The 17994-nt window shown below is 55.6% G+C and carries 15 protein-coding genes; 7 read left to right on the top strand and 8 right to left on the bottom strand.

Annotated elements, in window-relative coordinates; genetic code table 11:
- Nucleotides 1-111: 111 nt before the first annotated feature.
- Nucleotides 112-1935: a P-loop NTPase fold protein gene (locus AC2IBB_RS03530; protein ID WP_486331533.1), complete on the bottom strand. Its 1824-nt coding sequence runs from the start codon at nt 1933-1935 to the stop codon at nt 112-114.
- 262 nt (nt 1936-2197) lie between these two features.
- On the opposite strand from AC2IBB_RS03530, the gene AC2IBB_RS03525 reads away from it, so the two are divergent.
- Nucleotides 2198-2734, top strand: coding sequence for an HNH endonuclease (locus AC2IBB_RS03525; protein ID WP_305901788.1), 537 nt, complete (start codon nt 2198-2200; stop codon nt 2732-2734).
- A gap of 26 nt (nt 2735-2760) precedes the next feature.
- Here the strand turns inward: AC2IBB_RS03525 and AC2IBB_RS03520 are convergent, their stop codons facing one another.
- A complete protein-coding gene (locus AC2IBB_RS03520) occupies nt 2761-3675 on the bottom strand; it encodes a hypothetical protein (RefSeq protein ID WP_486331532.1) in 915 nt (304 codons plus the stop codon).
- Between the two features lie 93 nt (nt 3676-3768).
- Nucleotides 3769-4689 carry an ion channel gene (locus AC2IBB_RS03515; protein ID WP_486331531.1) on the bottom strand — a complete coding sequence of 307 codons (921 nt, stop codon included), beginning with the start codon at nt 4687-4689 and terminating at the stop codon, nt 3769-3771.
- A 250-nt stretch (nt 4690-4939) separates the two neighbouring features.
- Between AC2IBB_RS03515 and AC2IBB_RS03510 the strand changes: the two genes are divergently transcribed.
- Entirely contained in the window at nt 4940-5896 is a 957-nt protein-coding gene (locus AC2IBB_RS03510) for an alpha/beta fold hydrolase (protein ID WP_486331530.1), read from the top strand.
- Nucleotides 5897-5900: 4 nt separating this feature from the next.
- Here the strand turns inward: AC2IBB_RS03510 and AC2IBB_RS03505 are convergent, their stop codons facing one another.
- Both AC2IBB_RS03505 and AC2IBB_RS03500 read right to left on the bottom strand, forming a co-directional pair.
- Entirely contained in the window at nt 5901-6545 is a 645-nt protein-coding gene (locus AC2IBB_RS03505; protein WP_486331529.1) for a methyltransferase family protein, read from the bottom strand.
- Nucleotides 6546-6602: 57 nt separating this feature from the next.
- Complete coding sequence (locus AC2IBB_RS03500) at nt 6603-6920, bottom strand: GIY-YIG nuclease family protein (RefSeq protein WP_486331528.1); 318 nt, start codon at nt 6918-6920, stop codon at nt 6603-6605.
- Between the two features lie 490 nt (nt 6921-7410).
- Here AC2IBB_RS03500 and AC2IBB_RS03495 point away from each other — a divergent pair, with 490 nt between their 5' ends.
- The 5 genes from AC2IBB_RS03495 to AC2IBB_RS03475 all read left to right on the top strand — a co-directional run bounded on the left by AC2IBB_RS03495 (nt 7411) and on the right by AC2IBB_RS03475 (nt 14857).
- Nucleotides 7411-9954, top strand: a complete 2544-nt coding sequence (locus tag AC2IBB_RS03495) for an ExeM/NucH family extracellular endonuclease (RefSeq protein ID WP_486331527.1) — start codon at nt 7411-7413, stop codon at nt 9952-9954.
- A gap of 82 nt (nt 9955-10036) precedes the next feature.
- Nucleotides 10037-10780, top strand: coding sequence for a substrate-binding periplasmic protein (locus AC2IBB_RS03490; RefSeq protein WP_486331526.1), 744 nt, complete (start codon nt 10037-10039; stop codon nt 10778-10780).
- Nucleotides 10781-10889: 109 nt separating this feature from the next.
- A complete protein-coding gene (locus AC2IBB_RS03485; RefSeq protein WP_486331525.1) occupies nt 10890-12041 on the top strand; it encodes a GNAT family N-acetyltransferase in 1152 nt (383 codons plus the stop codon).
- Nucleotides 12042-12316: 275 nt separating this feature from the next.
- Nucleotides 12317-13789, top strand: coding sequence for a glutamate-cysteine ligase family protein (locus AC2IBB_RS03480; RefSeq protein WP_486331524.1), 1473 nt, complete (start codon nt 12317-12319; stop codon nt 13787-13789).
- 48 nt (nt 13790-13837) lie between these two features.
- Nucleotides 13838-14857: a M14 family metallopeptidase gene (locus AC2IBB_RS03475; protein ID WP_486331523.1), complete on the top strand. Its 1020-nt coding sequence runs from the start codon at nt 13838-13840 to the stop codon at nt 14855-14857.
- 129 nt (nt 14858-14986) lie between these two features.
- Here the strand turns inward: AC2IBB_RS03475 and AC2IBB_RS03470 are convergent, their stop codons facing one another.
- The 3 genes from AC2IBB_RS03470 to zwf are packed head-to-tail and all read right to left on the bottom strand — an operon-like array spanning nt 14987 to nt 17861.
- Nucleotides 14987-15640 carry a bifunctional 4-hydroxy-2-oxoglutarate aldolase/2-dehydro-3-deoxy-phosphogluconate aldolase gene (locus tag AC2IBB_RS03470; RefSeq protein WP_486331522.1) on the bottom strand — a complete coding sequence of 218 codons (654 nt, stop codon included), beginning with the start codon at nt 15638-15640 and terminating at the stop codon, nt 14987-14989.
- 36 nt (nt 15641-15676) lie between these two features.
- Nucleotides 15677-16384, bottom strand: a complete 708-nt coding sequence (pgl, locus tag AC2IBB_RS03465; RefSeq protein ID WP_486331521.1) for a 6-phosphogluconolactonase — start codon at nt 16382-16384, stop codon at nt 15677-15679.
- Nucleotides 16377-17861 carry a glucose-6-phosphate dehydrogenase gene (gene zwf / locus AC2IBB_RS03460; protein ID WP_486331520.1) on the bottom strand — a complete coding sequence of 495 codons (1485 nt, stop codon included), beginning with the start codon at nt 17859-17861 and terminating at the stop codon, nt 16377-16379. The genes pgl and zwf overlap by 8 nt, the downstream gene beginning before the upstream one ends.
- Nucleotides 17862-17994: the final 133 nt, after the last annotated feature.

Genomic DNA, 17994 nt, shown 5'->3' with positions numbered 1-17994 from the left:
CCCAAAACTCGACTCAACATATAACGTAAGATCAATAACCTGCCTTAAACACTCACTTTACTGGTATGCAGCGGGAATTGGTATCGGGTAAAGGGCGGGGAACGCCTTGCTTCAGCCTTTCAGCACCGGCTCGATTTCCTCTGTCTCAATGGCGGGCAACACAAACGCCCGAATCGCTGGCGTTAATTTGTCTTCCTGCGCCGGCTCTTTAATAATCGCCAGCACGTCGTGGTCGATGCGTCCCAGACTGTCGCCATCCTGCAGCGGTTTCACCTGTTCGCCGCGCAGGAGCTTTTTCCAATAGTGGAGCCCTTTTTCTCCAAGCTGATCTGGATGATCGTTGACGTACTCCATGGCGAATAATGTGACCATAACAGGATAGGCATAAGGCATGCGCTGATCGCTCAACCCCGGCGCTTCATCTTCCGTCTGCAGCCAGTCTTCGCGCAGGTAGGCGCGTAGCAGGTTATATCCGTTGTAAAGCCGTTTTACTTGCCTGGGATTGCTCAGTCCAAAATGTTCCAACCAGTATTGAAAAGCCTGTTTCTGCTGAGGAGACATACCTTCTCTCGCCCCGTGGGCCGAAGAGTCAGGGAGCAACTGATGGATCGCCATAGGGGACGCTGTCTGCGACGGGCCGGATTGTGCGCCGCAGACCCCGTCCAGATAACGCGCCAGAGCGATGGCGTCTGGCTCGCTTAGCGTAATGGACAAATGCATGACTTTCGCCAGGTAATCACGCGCAATCGCCTGCGGGTTCTGCCATTTATGTTGCGGCGCGAGTTTTTCGTAATGCATCGCCAGCGCCGTCAGGGCAATCTGCTGATTGATGGCGATAATTACGGTTACGCGGGGAATATTCATCACCAAACGCAGGGTCTCAAAGGTTTTCACGATATTCTCGTAACTGCAGCGGTCCAGATCCTCCACCACCAGCAGAAAGCGACTTTCCGGCCCTTTCTTCGGTCGCAGCCGCAGTTCGCACAGCGACTGCAGATGCCTGTGCATGACGGGAGCGGTTCCCAGATAATGACCATACGCCGGCAGACGCAAGTAGGTGTTCAACTCCGGCGCCATCGGGCTTGCCCATACCGTCTGAAAGTACTTGTATGAGCCCGCCAGAAGCAGCGCCGGAATATGCGCGACAAACTTGCCGACCCCAGAGGAAAACACGGAGGAGTCGTCGGTGTATTGCACGCACCAGAACACGACCTGCAGCCCCAGTACGGCGAAGAATATACAGATTCGTTCCGATTTCAGCTTCCATCCGAACCTGAAGGTGAGCAGTAGTTTCTGCCCATTGTGATATCCCAGATATAGCAAATACAGAATGGAGGCCGCCGCCAATACCATGCTGGCGGACATCAGCCAGGACACCATGCCGTCGCCGAACAAATCCGTCACCCAGGTGGTTAATCCGGCATAGGACTTAAGAAAATGCAGCGCCCCGAGAAGCAAGACAAACGCAGCCGCCAAGGAAAACAGCCCTCTCCCTACCTTGTTGTGCTTCAGCGAAGGTGTACTCCCACTCCCCGTCTTTGCGTCAAACGCTGACAATGCTTTGATTGTCTCCTGCGCCAGCCCGGCCTGGGGACTCTCCGTATGCTCGTATTTCCAGGCGTTGTACTCGCCAAATAGAAAGGGCTGCGTCGCGCCGTGTTTATCCCGCAGGACTTTCTTCAGTTGGTGAATAAACGTGGACTTACCCACACCCCAATCGCCCATGAGGCCAATGGTTTGATGATCTTTGTTTTCAGGTGCAGCCAGAAAGTTCGCAAGCGTCTCGGCCAGAGGAAATCGGTTGAGGCGATCCTCATCGCTACAAGTCTCTGACGCCAGTATTTGGGAAGGACTGTACCTGGAAGGGGGCGTATTGTCGGTCATTGACGTTTCCCCTGCTTTTCTCAACTGCGCCTCAGAAATGCTCCCGCTCATATCCGTGTCCCTGCTCTGAAAGGCTGATGAACAAAGTGTAGCAGAGGGAAGGAGGCTGCTCGTTTTCGGCGGATTCCTCAAGCGACGTCCAGTAATTCAAAATTCGTTCCGGGTGTACGAATTTTCACCTGATTGATCACTTAATTTACCGAAATACATGGAAAAAACCGCCCACTTGTAATACAACTGTCAGAGTAAATGTATTTCATATAGCACTGGAACGTGCCTAATTGACGAAAGATCAGAGGTGTCCATGTATCCCATGGTGCTCAAGATAACGCCGTCAGGACTTCCTCAGTGTTGGCTGGATGTTTACGCCGCCGTGACTGAGATCGTGTGCGATAGGGCGTTATATACATTTGGAGAAATATGCTCCACCCTGCATGGCGGGTATAACTCGCAAGGAGTGCAGTCCACCATTGACGTGCCGCAGATCATTGTCGGCCGCAAGGACCCCAAAGAACTGCGCAGCATTCCTCCCCTCCTCAACCGCTACCTTTTTTCCCGGGACAGCTTCCGCTGCATGTACTGCGGCGAAAAATTCCATCACAGTCTGCTGAGTCGCGACCACATTGTGCCTTTGAGCCGTGGCGGCCGTAATGTGTGGACCAACGTGGTGACAGCCTGCAAACGCTGTAACGGACACAAAGGCGCGCGTTTATTGAGTGAGTGCAGCATGGAGTTGCTGGCGGTGCCTTATACGCCGAATCGCTATGAGTATCTGTATCTGGCCAATCGACGCATTCTGGCGGATCAGATGGAGTATTTGAAAAAAGGCTTCCGCAACCTGGTGGCGTAGCAGGCGGAAGCGCCCCTCAATTTGTTTCAGGTCCCAGAGCACCTGTGGCTTTGGTCGCCCAAAAGATGTCTGCGCAGCGCCATGGGCGCGGCGAAGGAAGAGCCTTTCAATGGCGGCCAGGGTTTCGCCGGATAATCCATACGTTCAGGAGAATAGCCTGTGAGACAGGTTACCGGCACATCCGCGCAATCATCTCCGTCCACATCATAGCCTACCGGAGCGCCAGTGGCGTCCAGCACCAGTCGGAAGAAGTAGGCGGCTTGCTCGTGGGTGTCCACTAATTCGTTATCGGCAATGAAGTCGCCCAGCTCCTCCTCCACCGCGCCCACTGTCACTACGCCATCCGCAAATGAGTATGTGTTGACCATGCCGCGGCCGCCGTTGCCGGCGATGGTGTAGACCTGCACCCCGCTTTCCGCCAGATCCTCCATCAGACGAATGATGCGATAGCTGAGACTCCATACTGGATCATGCTCCGCCCAGCTGCGCACGACCGCCTTGTAGCTTTCCACATTTTCCGAGCGCAGGGGCTTTTCAAAGGCGCTAATCAAAGTCGAGGATTCCCAGGACAGCACCAGAGCGTCAATAGGCTCGCCCCAGAATACGTGTTTGCGCACTTCCGCCAGTTGCCGAAGTATTTCTTCCTGAGGAACCTCGCCGGGAGTCAGGGGATAAGGCGTCACCTCCACCTGAGGGGCAGAGGCTAAAAGACTGACGATGTCGCCATGATAGAGCGGCTCTCTCCTGCGGTCTCGATCCAGATCGATCATGCCGTTAAGCCAACCGTCCATGTCTTTATCTTCTTCGGACGCGAAAGACTCATCGCCAGGGTAAAAACGATCTATCACCGCCACATGGTAGATAGGCGGAGCCGGATCTTGGTTCTCCAAGCGGCAAGACGCGTTAAGCACAGCAGCAACAACGAAATATGAGAATCCCATACATTGGCTCCCGAATATTTCAGTTCTGTCATATTCAATAACTATAGCCCATGTCTGGAAGCGGCGATGTTGAGGCCTTTGAGAATGGACTCCCTATCTCGTCATTTTCTTCACGAAAACGACAACAAAGAGCGCCAGGGTGAAGCTGCCGAAAAAAGCTTCCGTCGCGGCGAATGCGCGGGTGAGGCCCACTGGGGCGAGATCTCCGTAGCCCAGTGTGGTGAAAGTGACAACGCTGAAATACAGGCAACTCAGAAAATACTCCAGTTCAGACCACAAATTGGCCCCTCCGCCGGCGTACAGCGCCTGCTCTCCTTCGCGGATGCCCAGCGTGAAGTAGATAAACGAGAAGGCGAGCACAATAAGACAGGAGAAAAGAATGACGCGGTCGGGACGCTCCCCGTATCCGCAGAATAAATCCACCAGTTTGGAGACGAAACGTGCGCCGGAAAATGGCGGTAACTGAAAGCGACGCATCAACATCTCTTTCTGAAAGAAATGCCCGGCGGTCTCAAAGAGCCCCTGTTGCTCGGCGACTTTACGCAGATGTCGGTATATCTCCTCCGCCTGTTGATAAAGGTCCAGCTTCTGCTCCCGGTTGGCGGCCTTTTCCGCCAGCCTTTCCTGCAACAGCTTATCGCCCCACTGAATATGTTCGATTTTGGTTTGCTCGAACACTGCGCCCAGCAGATTGCAGTTCTGCAGGTTAGCGCAATGCAGATTCGCCTTGCTCAGATTGGCTTTCATTAAAGAGGAGCCGGATAGGTCCAGACGGAAACAATGAGCGCCTTCCAGATTGGCGCGATAGAGATCGGACTCCACCAACTTGTAACCATTTTTGGAGTTGCGCCGCACCAGGTCGATACCGGCCAACTCCGCCCGACTCAGCTTGAATCCGCGCATGGGCTCGTCAGTGCGGGCGCGTTCCTCAAGCTGAGATTTCAATTCATCGCACTCTGCGCGATCAGGGTCGCGCCAATAATTGTCGTCAGGGACCTGGGAGTCAGCGGTCATACCCTATTCCTCCACTGCAATCAGCCTGTGCGTCGCGTTAAAGCAGTGTCATCCGACGCGTTGCTCTTGAGATAAAACTCAGTGTAGATCAGAGTCACAATTTCAGCCGCGCCGCCGCTCAGGCTCAAAGCTAGACCGTTGCTTCTGCGGCTCTGGATTTGATTAAATGTCCGCTTACGGCAGCCCTTAGATCCATTGTCCCGCGATGGGAGAAGGCTCCGTTTGTCAGTATGGATTTACAGGAAACAGCATGCGTTTGTCTCATTCCGCTCAGTTTTTTCGGGCCGGGCTTCTCATCGCTGCGCTGACCCTGCTGTCAGCGTGTTCCGAGATTAAATACGGCCTGTATGATCTCGCCATGGACTTTGAACGCGCCCAGGCGGGCGTGACCGCCAAAAGCCTGGAGACTCAGGGACACCGTTTCGCCTACCTGGAGAACCAGGCGCCGCCGAGCGCCGAAACCATCCTGCTGCTGCATGGTTTCGGGGCCAGCAAAGAGAACTGGCTGCGCTTTATGCGCCACCTCCCTTCCCACTACCACATCGTCGCTCTCGATCTGCTGGGCCATGGCGACAGCAGTAAAGATCTCAGCCTCCCCTACGACCTCGACGATCAGGTGGGCTACGTACGCGCCTTTACGGAAGCCGCCGGCCTGGGCCGCTTTCATCTGATGGGCAATTCCATGGGCGGCGCGATCTCCTCTATGTACGCCGCTGAATATCCAAGTAGCGTCGACTCATTAGTGCTGATGAACCCCGCAGGCGTGTACGAATTTTCCAGCGAGCTGGAAGCGCGACTGCAGCAAGGTGAAAACCCGTTGATAGTGAGAAAACCGGAAGATTTTGAGGTCCTTATAGACTTCGCCATGGAGGACAAGCCGTTCATTCCCTGGCCGATTACCTCCGTGCTGACGGAAAAAGCCATCGCCAATACAGGCATATATGATCATATATTCGCAGAGCTGGTGAGAGAACAGCACGATTATGATTTCAAGCAAGTATTGCGGAACGTCAAATGCCCGACTCTGGTGCTCTGGGGAAGAGAAGACCGGGTGATCGACTATCGCAATGCGGAGGTATTCACCCGTCAAATCGTCAATTCGCGCAAGATGATCATTGATGGCGTAGGACACGCCCCGATGATCGAGGCGCCGGAGAAGACCGCAGAAATGACGCAGGTCTTCATGCGTTTACTGGGCGTGAACTAAGCGACTAATCCTGCCAACCCGGCCCCATTGCTTTGCCAAAACGGGGAATCCAGCGGGGCGCCCGCTCACAATAGCGCTCATAAGCCTGGCCATAAGCGCGTCGCAGGGCGGTTTCCTCCAGTCTGGCCTGAATTGCGATCATGCCTGCGCCGATGATCAGGCACCCCAGGGTAAACAATGACGGCAGCGCCAGAAACAAACCGATCTGCCCGATATACACGCCTGCGAACAGCGGATTACGACAATAACGAAAAGGTCCCTGAGTCAACAGTTGCGCTTTGCCGTCAGCATCAATGCCGGAGCGCCAGTCTGTGTGCATGTAGGAGTGCACATAGTCGATTAACCCGAAGGAGAGCAGCAACAGGCCGACGCCGCTCCACAACACGGCTGGCGCAAACATCGCAGGAAACACGCCAAGATAGGCGTCCACATCGGGATAAAACACACGCGCCACCGTCACCGCCAGAATCAGCAGGCGAAACAGGTTGAATACCCAGCGCACCCACCAGCTCTTGCTGGCGGCGGCGCCGTAATGAATATGACTGACGCCGGTGCGCTTGCGCAGCCCCAGGCTACGGCAGGTGTAGTGCACGCCAATCATGGTGAAAAAGATAGCCAGAAAGTGACTGACGATTACGTCCGTGGACATCCTGTTGTTCTCCCATCTCACTTGGTGAAGGTCGCATCAGGAACGCGGGACCTGTACTCACAGGCCGAAGCAACTACGGTTCAACTCCCGAAAAGCGTTATCCAATACATGTTCTTCTATCAGACGCAGTTTGCCGCTGCGCTTCAGTTTTTTTATCTCAATTTCCCGGCGGCTCGCGCTGGCGCGATCATGGCCCGCCTCCGCATACAACAGGCGCACCGGTTTACGCCCACGAAAAAACTTGGCGCCGTTCCCCTGCAGATGATCCTGAAAACGTTTCGCAGGGTTGTTGGTAATGCCGGTGTAAAGCGAATTATCGCTGGCCAGCAACATATAGACGCACCAGCGCATGGCGGCGACTTCTTTTTCCGACACCGTTCGGACCACCTGTTCGTTTTACTTCTGGTTAAGGACGTCTTCGTTCGAAGGGCGACAATATGTGGATTTTACCCCAAGCCACTGGGATTTGTTGACTGAACATCTCGCCATAAAAGGAGTTTTTTCGGTATGCGCATTTTTTGACCGCCACGTCAGAAAATGCACCTTTGCTGAACATATGGTCAAATAATATACATAATTTATCTCTATCCCGGATTAGTCCCTCCAACTTCGTCAAGCTCTGGCATACGAATCGTAAGCATTTGATTAGCCACTTATTATATTCGTTTTAGTTTCTTCTCATGAAAGCGCTCAAGGGATAGGTACTTTTATTTATTGTAACCAGGTCACATTACGCTCTCACCCCGCCTTGATCGTGGCATAACGCTTGCTCTAAGCTCTCGTCCGGTTATATCTGGCTGGAGTCAGAGCAGTATTGGCCGGACGCACTTTATACAATCCTGGTTGTAACTCGGAAATAATTAAAATGAAATATCCTGAAAGCAGCAGACGCCGCGCCCTCATGGCGGCGATGATCACCGCGTTCCCACTCTCCGCTCAGGCGGACCTCATCATTTCGGAATACGTGGAAGGTTCTTCCAACAATAAAGCCCTGGAATTCTACAATACCGGCAGCGACGCTGTAGAACTCAGCGCCTATGAGATCGCACGTTTTAAAGACGGCGCAGAAACTCCTAACGCTTTCATGACCCTGCCTTCGTTTTCCCTGGCGGCCGGCGCGGTATATGTGCACGCTAACAGCGGCGCTAATGATGGCTTGAAAGCGCTGGCCAACAGCACCTCAACTGACGACGCCATCGGCTTTAATGGCGGCGATTCCGTCGTGTTGCGCTTGGTTAGCGGCGATATTGTCGACCGTGTGGGAACACTTAAAGAAGGCGCAAGCGCTTACCTGAAAGATGTCACTCTGTCCCGTACAGATACGACCGCCAACCCAGATTTTAACCAGGATCAGTGGCAAACACTGGCGAAAGACACCTTCAGTGGGCTGGGCAAAGCCCCTGGCGCGGACGGAGGAGATGGCGGCGACGGCGGAGATCCTGCGCCAACCTTAGGCGCCTGCGGCGAGGCGGCTACGCTGATCAGCGCCGTACAAGGCAGTACTGACGAAGTGGCGATGAAAGACCAGACCGTGATCGTTGAAGGCATAATCACCGGTTTCCGCAACAACGGATTCTTCGTCCAGGAAGAACCTTCTGACGAAGACGGTAATCCCCAAACCTCTGAAGGCATCTTCGCATTCAGCAACGGCGGCGGCTCTCTAACCCTGGGCAATCTGGTGCGTATAAAAGGCGCCGTTTCCGACTATCACGGCAACAGCCAGATCAGCGTCTCCGAACTGGCGGATTGCGGCGCCACTGACGCCGTCGCCACCGTGACGCCAATTACCCTGCCGTTTGCGATGGACCTTAATCTGGAAGCGCTGGAAGGCATGGTCGTCAGCGTATCCAATGCGGTGGTCGCCAATACTTACGGCCTGGGCCGCTATGGTGAAATCACCATCAGCGACAAGCTGAAATGGACGCCCACCGATGTCGCTATACCCGGCAGCGCGGAATACAACGCGGTTATTGAGGAAAACAAAGCCAACCTGCTTTATATCGAAGACAATTCCTCCAGCCAGAATACCGCCAGCGTCAGCTTTTACCCTGACTTTGGTTACGACAACCCCATTCTGCTGGGCGATCTGGTGTCCGCCACCGGTCCGCTGAACTACTCCTACAATGTGTACCGCATCAACCCGATGGCCTCTATCGGCGTCACCTCCCCCGGCCGCACCGCCGCGCCGGAAGCTGCGCTGGGCAATCTGGCGGTGGCCAGCTTCAACGTCCTGAACTACTTCAACGGCGTGAAGAAAGACGACGACACCATCGATTACTCCGCCAATCCGCGGGGCGCTACCTCAGAAGAAGAATTTCTGCTGCAGCAGGCGCGTATCGTCAAAGCGCTGAAATCTCTCGACGCGGACGTAGTTGGCCTGATGGAGCTGGAGAACGACGGTTTCGACGATGACTCCGCCATCAGCACCCTGGTGACGGCGCTGAACAATGAAATCGGCGAAGACGCCTATACCTATGTGGCGACAAAAGACGGCGGCAAGCCGGGCACGGATCAAATTACCGTCGGCCTGATTTATCGCGCCGCCAGCGTCACCCCCAAAGGCGACGCCATTGTAGTCGACATGCCTGAGCAGACTCTCGCCTCAGAAACCGCCGCCATGCGCCCTTCTTTGGTGCAGGCTTTCACTCACAAGACGTCCGGTCAAAGCTTTGCGGTATCCATCAACCACTTCAAATCCAAACGCTCCAGCAGCGCCTGCGATAACAGCGGACCAACGGATATCGATCAGATGCAGGGCAACTGCAACCCATTGCGCGTCTCCGCCGCCGTCACCCTGGGCGAAGCCCTGGCGACGCTGGGATTGCCTGAGCGCATTTTGATCCTGGGCGACCTGAATGCTTACTCCAAGGAAGACCCCATTTCCGTGCTGACCGACTACAATCCGGCCACCCACGGCTACGCTATCAAGACCGCCGCCAACACCGGCATGGACGCAGGGGCCGCAGTGGAAGTAAGCAAAAACTATGGCTATGCTTTGGTAGCTGAAACCCATGACGCGGAAGGGTTTTCATATACCTACGACGGCGCGCAAGGCAGTCTCGACCATATCCTGGCCAGCAGCGCCGCCATGGAGGATATCGTGGATCTCGATCACTGGAACGTTAACTCCATTGAAGCCTACGCCCTGCAGGCCGACGGCCTGTTCGAATACTACAAAGACTCCACCGGTTATTTCGGCGTCGGTCCCTACCGCAGCTCCGACCACGATCCGGTTGTAGTGACGTTGAATCTGGAAGCCATCGACGATAGCGACGGCAATAACGGCTCCGACGAAGGAAACAGCGGAGGCGACACCAACAAAGGCAAGGATGACGGGGGCGGCGGCCTGGGTCTGCTGAGCATCTTGGCTCTGCTGACCCTGCGGCTCACACGCCGCCGCCCGATGTAAGTAGTTCAAGGGGGTGGAGCTTCGGTTCCGCCCCCTTTTTGCAGTTCGCTCCGATAAAACGACCAACTATATAGGAGTCAAAATGCGCTTAATCATCTCGGTCATCACTTTCATCTCCCTTACCCTGGCGAGCTACGCCAGATCCGAACAGCTCATCTTCAACTCTGCGGAATTCAGTCCCTTCGTTTACGAGGAAAACGGCAAGATGGGCGGTCCCGTCACCGACGTCATCCTGCTCACCTGCAAGAAAATCAACGTAGACTGCAATATCAAACAAGAATCTTTCAGCAAGTCGGAAGAGCAGGTGAAAGCCGGCGCAGTCAATGGCGTTTACCTGGTGAGCTGGAGTGAAAGCCGCGCGGAATGGATGTACTACACCCTGCCAGTGCTGCGCACCAGCTGGGGATTCTTCGTGCCGGCGACGGATAAGAAGGACTACCTGACCCTGTCCAGCTTCAGCGGCCATCGGGTAGGCGTCTTTGGGCCATCCAGCAGCTCCAAGACGCTGGATCGCATCAATCCTGTGGTGAACATGGACATACAATTGTCCAAAGACGATCTGGGCAACCTGAAAAAACTGATTCAGGGACAACTCGACTCTGTTTATATCAATCGCGACGTGGGCCTCGACCTGATGCGGCAAAGCGGGCTGGCGGACAAAGTCCGTTTCGCCTGGACCCACACGGAACGCAACTATCATATTGGGTTCAGCAAAAAGACCGGACGCAAGTTGGTGAACCAGTTCAACAAGGCGCTGCGTAAAACCTATGAATCCGGCGAGGCGCGGGAGATTCTCGCCCAGCGCGGCCTGGAATCCGTCATGTAATCTCCTTCCGCCGGACGGCGCAGACGTCGCTCCGGCTTTTCCTTTGCGCCGAACTGTCCAATAATGGGCCGGTTCCCTGGTTTCATCGAAACATACATTGGGCCCGAGTATGACAGCGCTGCGCGCGGAGTTTATCGACAGCATTGAAGCCGTCTCCCCCGTTCAATGGAATCAGTTGAGCGGCGTGGACAACCCTTTTATCCGTTACGAGTTTCTGCACGCCCTGGAGACGACTGGCTGCGTCGCCGAAACAACCGGCTGGCGGCCGCAACATATTCTGATCCGCGACGCCCAAGACGCCTTAGTTGGCGCTGCGCCCTGTTATCTGAAAACTCACTCCTACGGGGAATACGTGTTCGACTGGGCCTGGGCGGACGCCTACCATCGTCATGGTCTGGAGTATTATCCGAAGCTGCTCACTGCCGTCCCTTTCACGCCTTCCGTCGGACCGCGCCTGTTGGTCTCCGCCAACGCTGAGCGGGAGCGCGTCTCACAGGCGATCAGTCACGCCATGGGCGAACGCATGCGTCAATCCGGCGCCTCGTCCTGGCACTTGCTGTTTCCAGACGAGGCCACGCGGAAAAGTCTGAGTGAGAACAAATCCCTGTTGTTACGCCACGGAACCCAGTTCCACTGGCTCAATGAAGGCTACGCGTCCTTTGACGACTTTTTGCAGGCGCTGGCCTCACGTAAACGCAAGAACATCCGTAAAGAACGCCAGGCAGTGCTCAGCCAGGGCATTGCATTCAAGCTGATCGAAGGAGCGGATGTGGGCGAGCCTGAACTGGAGGCTTTTTATGACTTCTACCAGCTAACTTATCTGAAACGAGGACAGCGCCCTTATCTCAGCTACGCTTTTTTCCAGCGCCTGATCGCGGTTATGCCGGAGCAAGTATTTCTCATCCTGGCGCAACGGGAACAGCGCTTCGTCGCTGGCGCTCTGTTTCTGAAGAACAATTCAACGTTGTTCGGCCGTTATTGGGGCTGTACGGAAGAGTTCGATCACCTGCACTTCGAGACCTGCTATTATCAGGGCATCGATTACTGCATTGCGCATAAACTGCTGCGCTTTGACGCAGGCGCCCAAGGGGAGCATAAATTACTGCGAGGATTTCGGCCCACGCCCACCTACTCCCTGCATAAAATCGAGCACCCTGCTTTCCGTCAGGCCATCGCCAACTTTCTTGATGAAGAACGCGAAGGCGTCAACGCATACATATGCGACGCCAACGCTCACCTGCCCTTCAAGCAGACGAAATAGTACGCCGCCGACAGCCGCTTTTTTGCGCTATAGTTTCGCGCTCGGAAAAGTTGTCCTACTTTATTAATCAGGCAGACAAATAGCTTCCTGCTGTTTGTCTGCAACGACAGGGTTGTCTGCAAAGACAGGGCCTGCACAGATCAGTCCTTGTCTCCCGCGGCCAGCCGCCGCGCAGGCGCATCCATGCGCCTGAGTATTAACATGGCAATGTCATTGCCATGTTAATAATTAGAACGATGTTGGCTGCAAGCGCGCTTGCTGGAGAACTCGCAGATATGGGGCGACATGTTGATAAGGCGCAGTTCAGCGCCCAGGAGTATGCGGACTTCCAGCAAAGATTGCAGGAGAACCTGGCGACGTTACGCAAGCTGCTGGACGAACCCGACTTCGGCGTCGGCCCCACTTCATTCGGCGCAGAACTGGAACTTTATATCATCGACCGGCATGGACGTCCCACCGCTAAAAATCAGGAAATCCTGGCCGCCGTCAACAACCCCAACCTCACTCTGGAGCTGAACCGCTTCAACCTCGAGTATAACCTGGAGCCAACCCCTGCATCCGGGGCCTCCTTCAGCGCTCTGCAGAGACAGATCGACAGCGTACTGAAAACACTGCAGAACCATGCAGCCTCCCATGGGGCGTCACTGTTGCCCATTGGCATTCTGCCAACATTGACCGCCGAGGACATGGGCCCAGACGCCATCACCGACAGCCCCCGTTATCAAGCGTTGGCGCGCCAACTGAGAGAGAAGCGCGGCGAGGACTTTCATATCAGCATCAAGGGTCGCGATGCTCTGGATCTGTATTGGCAAGACGTGTCTCTGGAAGGCGCCAACACCTCGTTCCAGTTTCATTATCGCGTGAACCCGGCGGATTTCGCTGATGCGTTTAACGCCGCACAACTGGTCACACCGCTGGCGGTGGCGCTGGCGGCCAACTCGCCACTATTCCTGGGACGACGATTGTGGCACGAGACCCGCGTCGCCCTGTTTAAACAGGCCACGGACTATCGCATGGAAACACCATTGCGGCTAAGGCTTCCCGCCCGTGTGTTATTCGGCAACGGCTGGGTGCGCAAGGACGCCCACGAGATATTCTGCGAGGGCGTCTCCCTGTTCGAACCTCTGCTGCCTATTTGCGGCGATGGCGGCGCCCCCCGCCCCGGCCAAGCGCCGCTACTGGAGGAGCTGCGCCTGCACCAGGGCAGCATCTGGGCCTGGAATCGCCCTATTTACGACCCGGCGGACGGCGGCCATATCCGTATTGAAATCCGTGCGCTACCGGCGGGTCCCAGCACCACGGACATGCTCGCCAACGCGGCTTTGACGGTGGGGTTGATCGAAGGTTTGCGTCCAGCCATGCACGACATGCTTCCCGCCATTCCTTTCCGCTATTGCGAATATAACTTTTACCGCGCCGCCAAATACGGCCTTCGCGCGAGACTGTTCTGGCCGGGCCGGGGCGGCGAAGGCTTGCAGGAACGGCCGGCGCTGGAGATTCTGGAGGAACTGCTGCCTTTGGCGGAGCAGGGACTGAATGCGGCGTCTATTGACCCGGCGGACATTCGCCACTATCTGGACGTATGCGCAGAAAACCTGGCGCAACCGGTCAACGGCGCGCTCTGGCAGTTACGGATGCTGGAGAAGCTGCGTCCTCACCGAAGTGACGAAGAGGCTTTAAAGGAGCTGGTGATTCGCTATCAGGAAAATTACCGTAGTGGAGAACCTGTGCACCGGTGGACGTATTGAGCATCTGGCATTCGCCGCCTCAAATGATTACCCAAGGGGTTGAACACTATGCCGCTCAAGGTTATTGAAGGAATCCGCAGCCTGGATTTCGAGGAGGACTTCACCGCCTTTCTAAAGCGGCTGGGGGGGCCTACATTAATCCGACTGCAAGGCCGCGACAGTTCGCGCCGCCGCGCTTTTTGCACCCTGTTGCATGGCAATGAGCCATCCGGGGCGCGCGCTTTATACGCATATCTACGCTCCGGCGAAACGCCGGCAGTGGACATGGATATCATCATCGCTTCCATTCCCGCCGCCTTGGCCCCTCCAATGTTCAGCCAGCGCATGTTGCCTGGCCAGCGTGATCTCAACCGCTGCTTCCGGCCTCCGTTCAAGGATGATCAGGGTAAACTGGCCGAGGCCATTCTGCACTTCCTGCACCACAGCAAACCTGAATGTTTAATTGATCTGCATAATACTTCAGGCAGCGGTCCCGCCTTCGGCGTAGCCGTGCGGTGCGACGCCGACCACCGCGCCTTGACGTCACTCTGGACCAACGACTTGATCGTTACCGATCTACGGCTGGGCGCGCTAATGGAAATCAGCGAGCTGGACGTGCCAACGGTGACGATAGAGTGCGGCGGCGCGCAGGATGAAACTTCTCTGTTGATTGCGCGGGAAGGCATGCAGCGTTATTTCGGCAGCGAACAGGTGCTTGCCGCCGCTGGCCACGACTATGGCGTCAATCGGTTTCGCAACCCTATTCGCATGGAATTGAAGCCCGGCCGGCGAGTGCATTATGGCGATGCCGCCGATCCCGATGCGGCGCTGACGCTGCCGCCGGACGCCGCCCGTTTCAACTACGGCTCAGTACCCGCCGGCGAGCGCCTGGCCATTCTGGGCGATGCGGGTCTGGACGCCCTGACCGCCAAAGATCATCTAGGCCGTGAGCGCCTGCACGATCACTTCGCCGATATCAACGGCAGGCTTTCTCCCAAACATCCGCTGAAATTGTTCATGGTGACCACCAATCCCATCATCGCCACCACCGATTGCCTGTTTTACTTTATAGACTGCGCGAACACCTGACCTCATGTGGGGCCCATTTGAATACGACTGCTCAGACATAAAAAAACCCGCCAGGCGACGGGTAAAAATATATTGCTAATGCAATGAGGGAGGGTCGTTGCTATCGATAAAAAGAGCCCCTTTCCGCCGTCAGATAGCGGTCAGACTCTCTTCAGCAATAGTCCGGATCTGCCGCCAATCGCCTGCGGAGATGGCGTCCTTAGGCGTTAGCCAGGAGCCTCCTACCGCCAGTACGTTCGGCAGGGCAAGATAATCTTTCGCTTTTTCCCGGGTGATGCCGCCAGTCGGGCAGAACTTCACATTCGGGAAAGGACCGGAGAAAGCCTTCAGCGCAGATACGCCGCCAGCCACTTCCGCCGGGAAAAACTTGAATGCGCGATAACCAAGGCGATAGCCTTCCATGACTTCAGACAATGAAGATACGCCCGGCAACATCGGAATTTTGGCCGTCAGGCCGTATTCCAACAGCTCTTTGGTGGAGCCCGGGGTAATGACGAACTGAGCGCCGGCGTCCTCCGCCGCTTTGAACTGCTCGACCGTCGCCACGGTGCCTACGCCAACCCATACTTCGGGCAGCGCAGCCCGCAAGTCCGTGATCGCCTGCAGGGCGTGCGGCGTGCGCAACGTGATTTCCAGGATACGGATGCCGCCTTCCACCAGGGCTTTCCCAAGCGGTAACGCATCTTCCGGACGATCGATAGTGATGACCGGCACCAACGGGCAACTGCTTACGATAGCGTCCAGTTGATTTTGCAACGCTTCAGGATAGGTCTGGGATGTCATAGGTTTCTATTCTCTCTATTACTCTCAAGTTCCTTCTCAAGGACTCCAAAATACATTGAGCCCAGGGCGGATGAATCCGCGCACGGGCATCTCCGCCACCGCGTCCAGCTTGCCCAGCACCTTGTTAAGAGTGGTCAGCTTATCTTCGCCGGTGATATGCAGCGCCTGATGCCTGGCCGCCGCCAAAGCGTGATAGGAAAGCGTCATCCGTGGATGCAGCGCCGTGACCGGATGCATCGGCGCGCATTTGTCTTTTGTACTGAGACCATGCGCCAGCTCTTTCGCCCCTGGGAACAGAGAGGCAGTATGTCCATCCGCGCCCATTCCCAGAATCAATACATCAATAGGCCAGGACAGCGCAGCCAGACTGACTTCCAACTGCTCACAGCCTTCCTCAGGCGTGGCGGCTGAGTTTTTCAGCGGCTGGAAGTTAGCTTCCGCCGCAGGGCCCTGTATCAAAAACTCTTTCACCAGCGCGGCGTTGCTGTCGTCGTGAGTTTCATCGACCCAGCGTTCATCCGCCAGCGTGATGTCCACCTTGCTCCAAGGCAGCTCCTGCTGCGCCAGCGACTTGAAAAAAGCCACTGGCGTGCGGCCGCCGGAAATCACCAGCAGCGCGCGGTCTTTCTCCTGCAGTGCGGCGCGCAGCCACTCAGCAGTCTGCAACGCCAGCTTATGCGCCAGCGCCGCTCGTTCTTCTTCAACTTGCAGGGTGACGCCCTGCGGCCAGGATAGTTCAAGCATCTTCGTACCAGCTCCTTCCGTCCCGGGTGATCATGGCGATGGAGGCGACCGGCCCCCAGCTTCCTGCGGGATATTTCTTCGGCGGCAGTCCCAATTCGGCCCAGCCTTCGATAACCTGATCAATCCAGCGCCATGCGTATTCCACCTCATCGCGACGCACGAACAGGTACTGGTTGCCCTTGATGACCTCCCACAGCAATCGCTCGTAGGCGTCGGGCACCCGGCCAGTGTTAAAGGCTTCGGAGAAGCTCAATTGCAACGGCCCCTGACGCAGACGCATGCCTTTATCCAGACCCTGGTCCTTTGTCAGCACTTGCAGGGAGATGCCTTCATCCGGTTGCAGACGGATAATCAGTTTGTTGTTGGCCAGGTGTTTCTGGTCAGGATCAAATATGTAGTGCGGCGCCGGTTTGAAGTGGATGATGATTTCAGACAACTTCTGCGGCATACGCTTACCGGTGCGCATGTAGAAGGGCACGCCCGCCCAGCGCCAGTTGCAGATTTCCGCCTTGATGGCGACAAAACTTTCCGTGGAGCTGCCTTCGTTGGAGCCCTCTTCATCCAGATAGCCTGGAACCGGTTTGCCGTCGATGTTGCCCGCGGTGTACTGTCCGCGCACCATGTGAGTTTCCATCAGATCCGGCGTAATCGGCTTCAGCGCTTTCAGCACTTTCACTTTTTCATCGCGGATACTGCCTGCGGACAGATCAGATGGCGGGTCCATCGCGATCAGACACAACAATTGCAGCAGGTGGTTTTGCACCATATCGCGCAATTGTCCGGCCTTGTCGAAGTAACCCCAGCGCCCCTCAATGCCGACTTTCTCCGCCACGGTGATTTCCACGTGGGAGATGTAACGCTGATTCCATTGCGTAGCGAAAAGGTTATTCGCGAAGCGCAGCGCAATCAGGTTCTGTACGGTTTCTTTACCCAGATAATGGTCAATGCGGTACAACTGGGATTCATCAAAGAACTCAGCCAGGCGGTCGTTGATCTCGAAGGAGGACTCCAGATTATGACCGATGGGCTTCTCCACCACTACGCGGGTGGACGGCTGAACGCAGTCAGCGCCTTTCAGGTTTTCCCCAATCATGCCGTAGATCGCAGGCGGCGTCGCCATGTAGACGATCAGTGGAACATCAGAATCCTCACGCCATTGATTAATGCTGCGATAACCTTCGGCGTCGCCGAAATCGAGCTGCTGGAAGCGTACCTTGCCGAAGAAGCGATTCAGCGCAGCCTCGTCCAGATCATTCTTGGACAATAGCGCTTTAAAACGCTCCAGTGTCTGCGCCTTAAAGGCCTCTTCGTCCACTTCCTGTCTGGCCAGCGCGAGAATGCGAGTCTGCGGATGTAGCAGTTTGGCCCGCTCTAGTTGAAATAGCGCCGGAAACAACTTGCGTTGCGCCAGATCCCCCAGTGCGCCGAAGAGCGCCAAGTCACATTGTGTAGATGCTGCTCGATTCATAGTTTTCATATTTGGTAGTAATTATTCGTAATTTTGAGACAAAAAAATGGTATTTTCAACCTGAAACGGCAAATATTGTGATAATTTTACTACATTTCCCGTATTCACCTGACTTACCTTCCACTTATTGACTAGGGGCGAA

This window comes from Hahella sp. NS-SX17, assembly GCF_057367735.1.
This window is presented reverse-complemented; position numbering and strand designations above follow the sequence as displayed.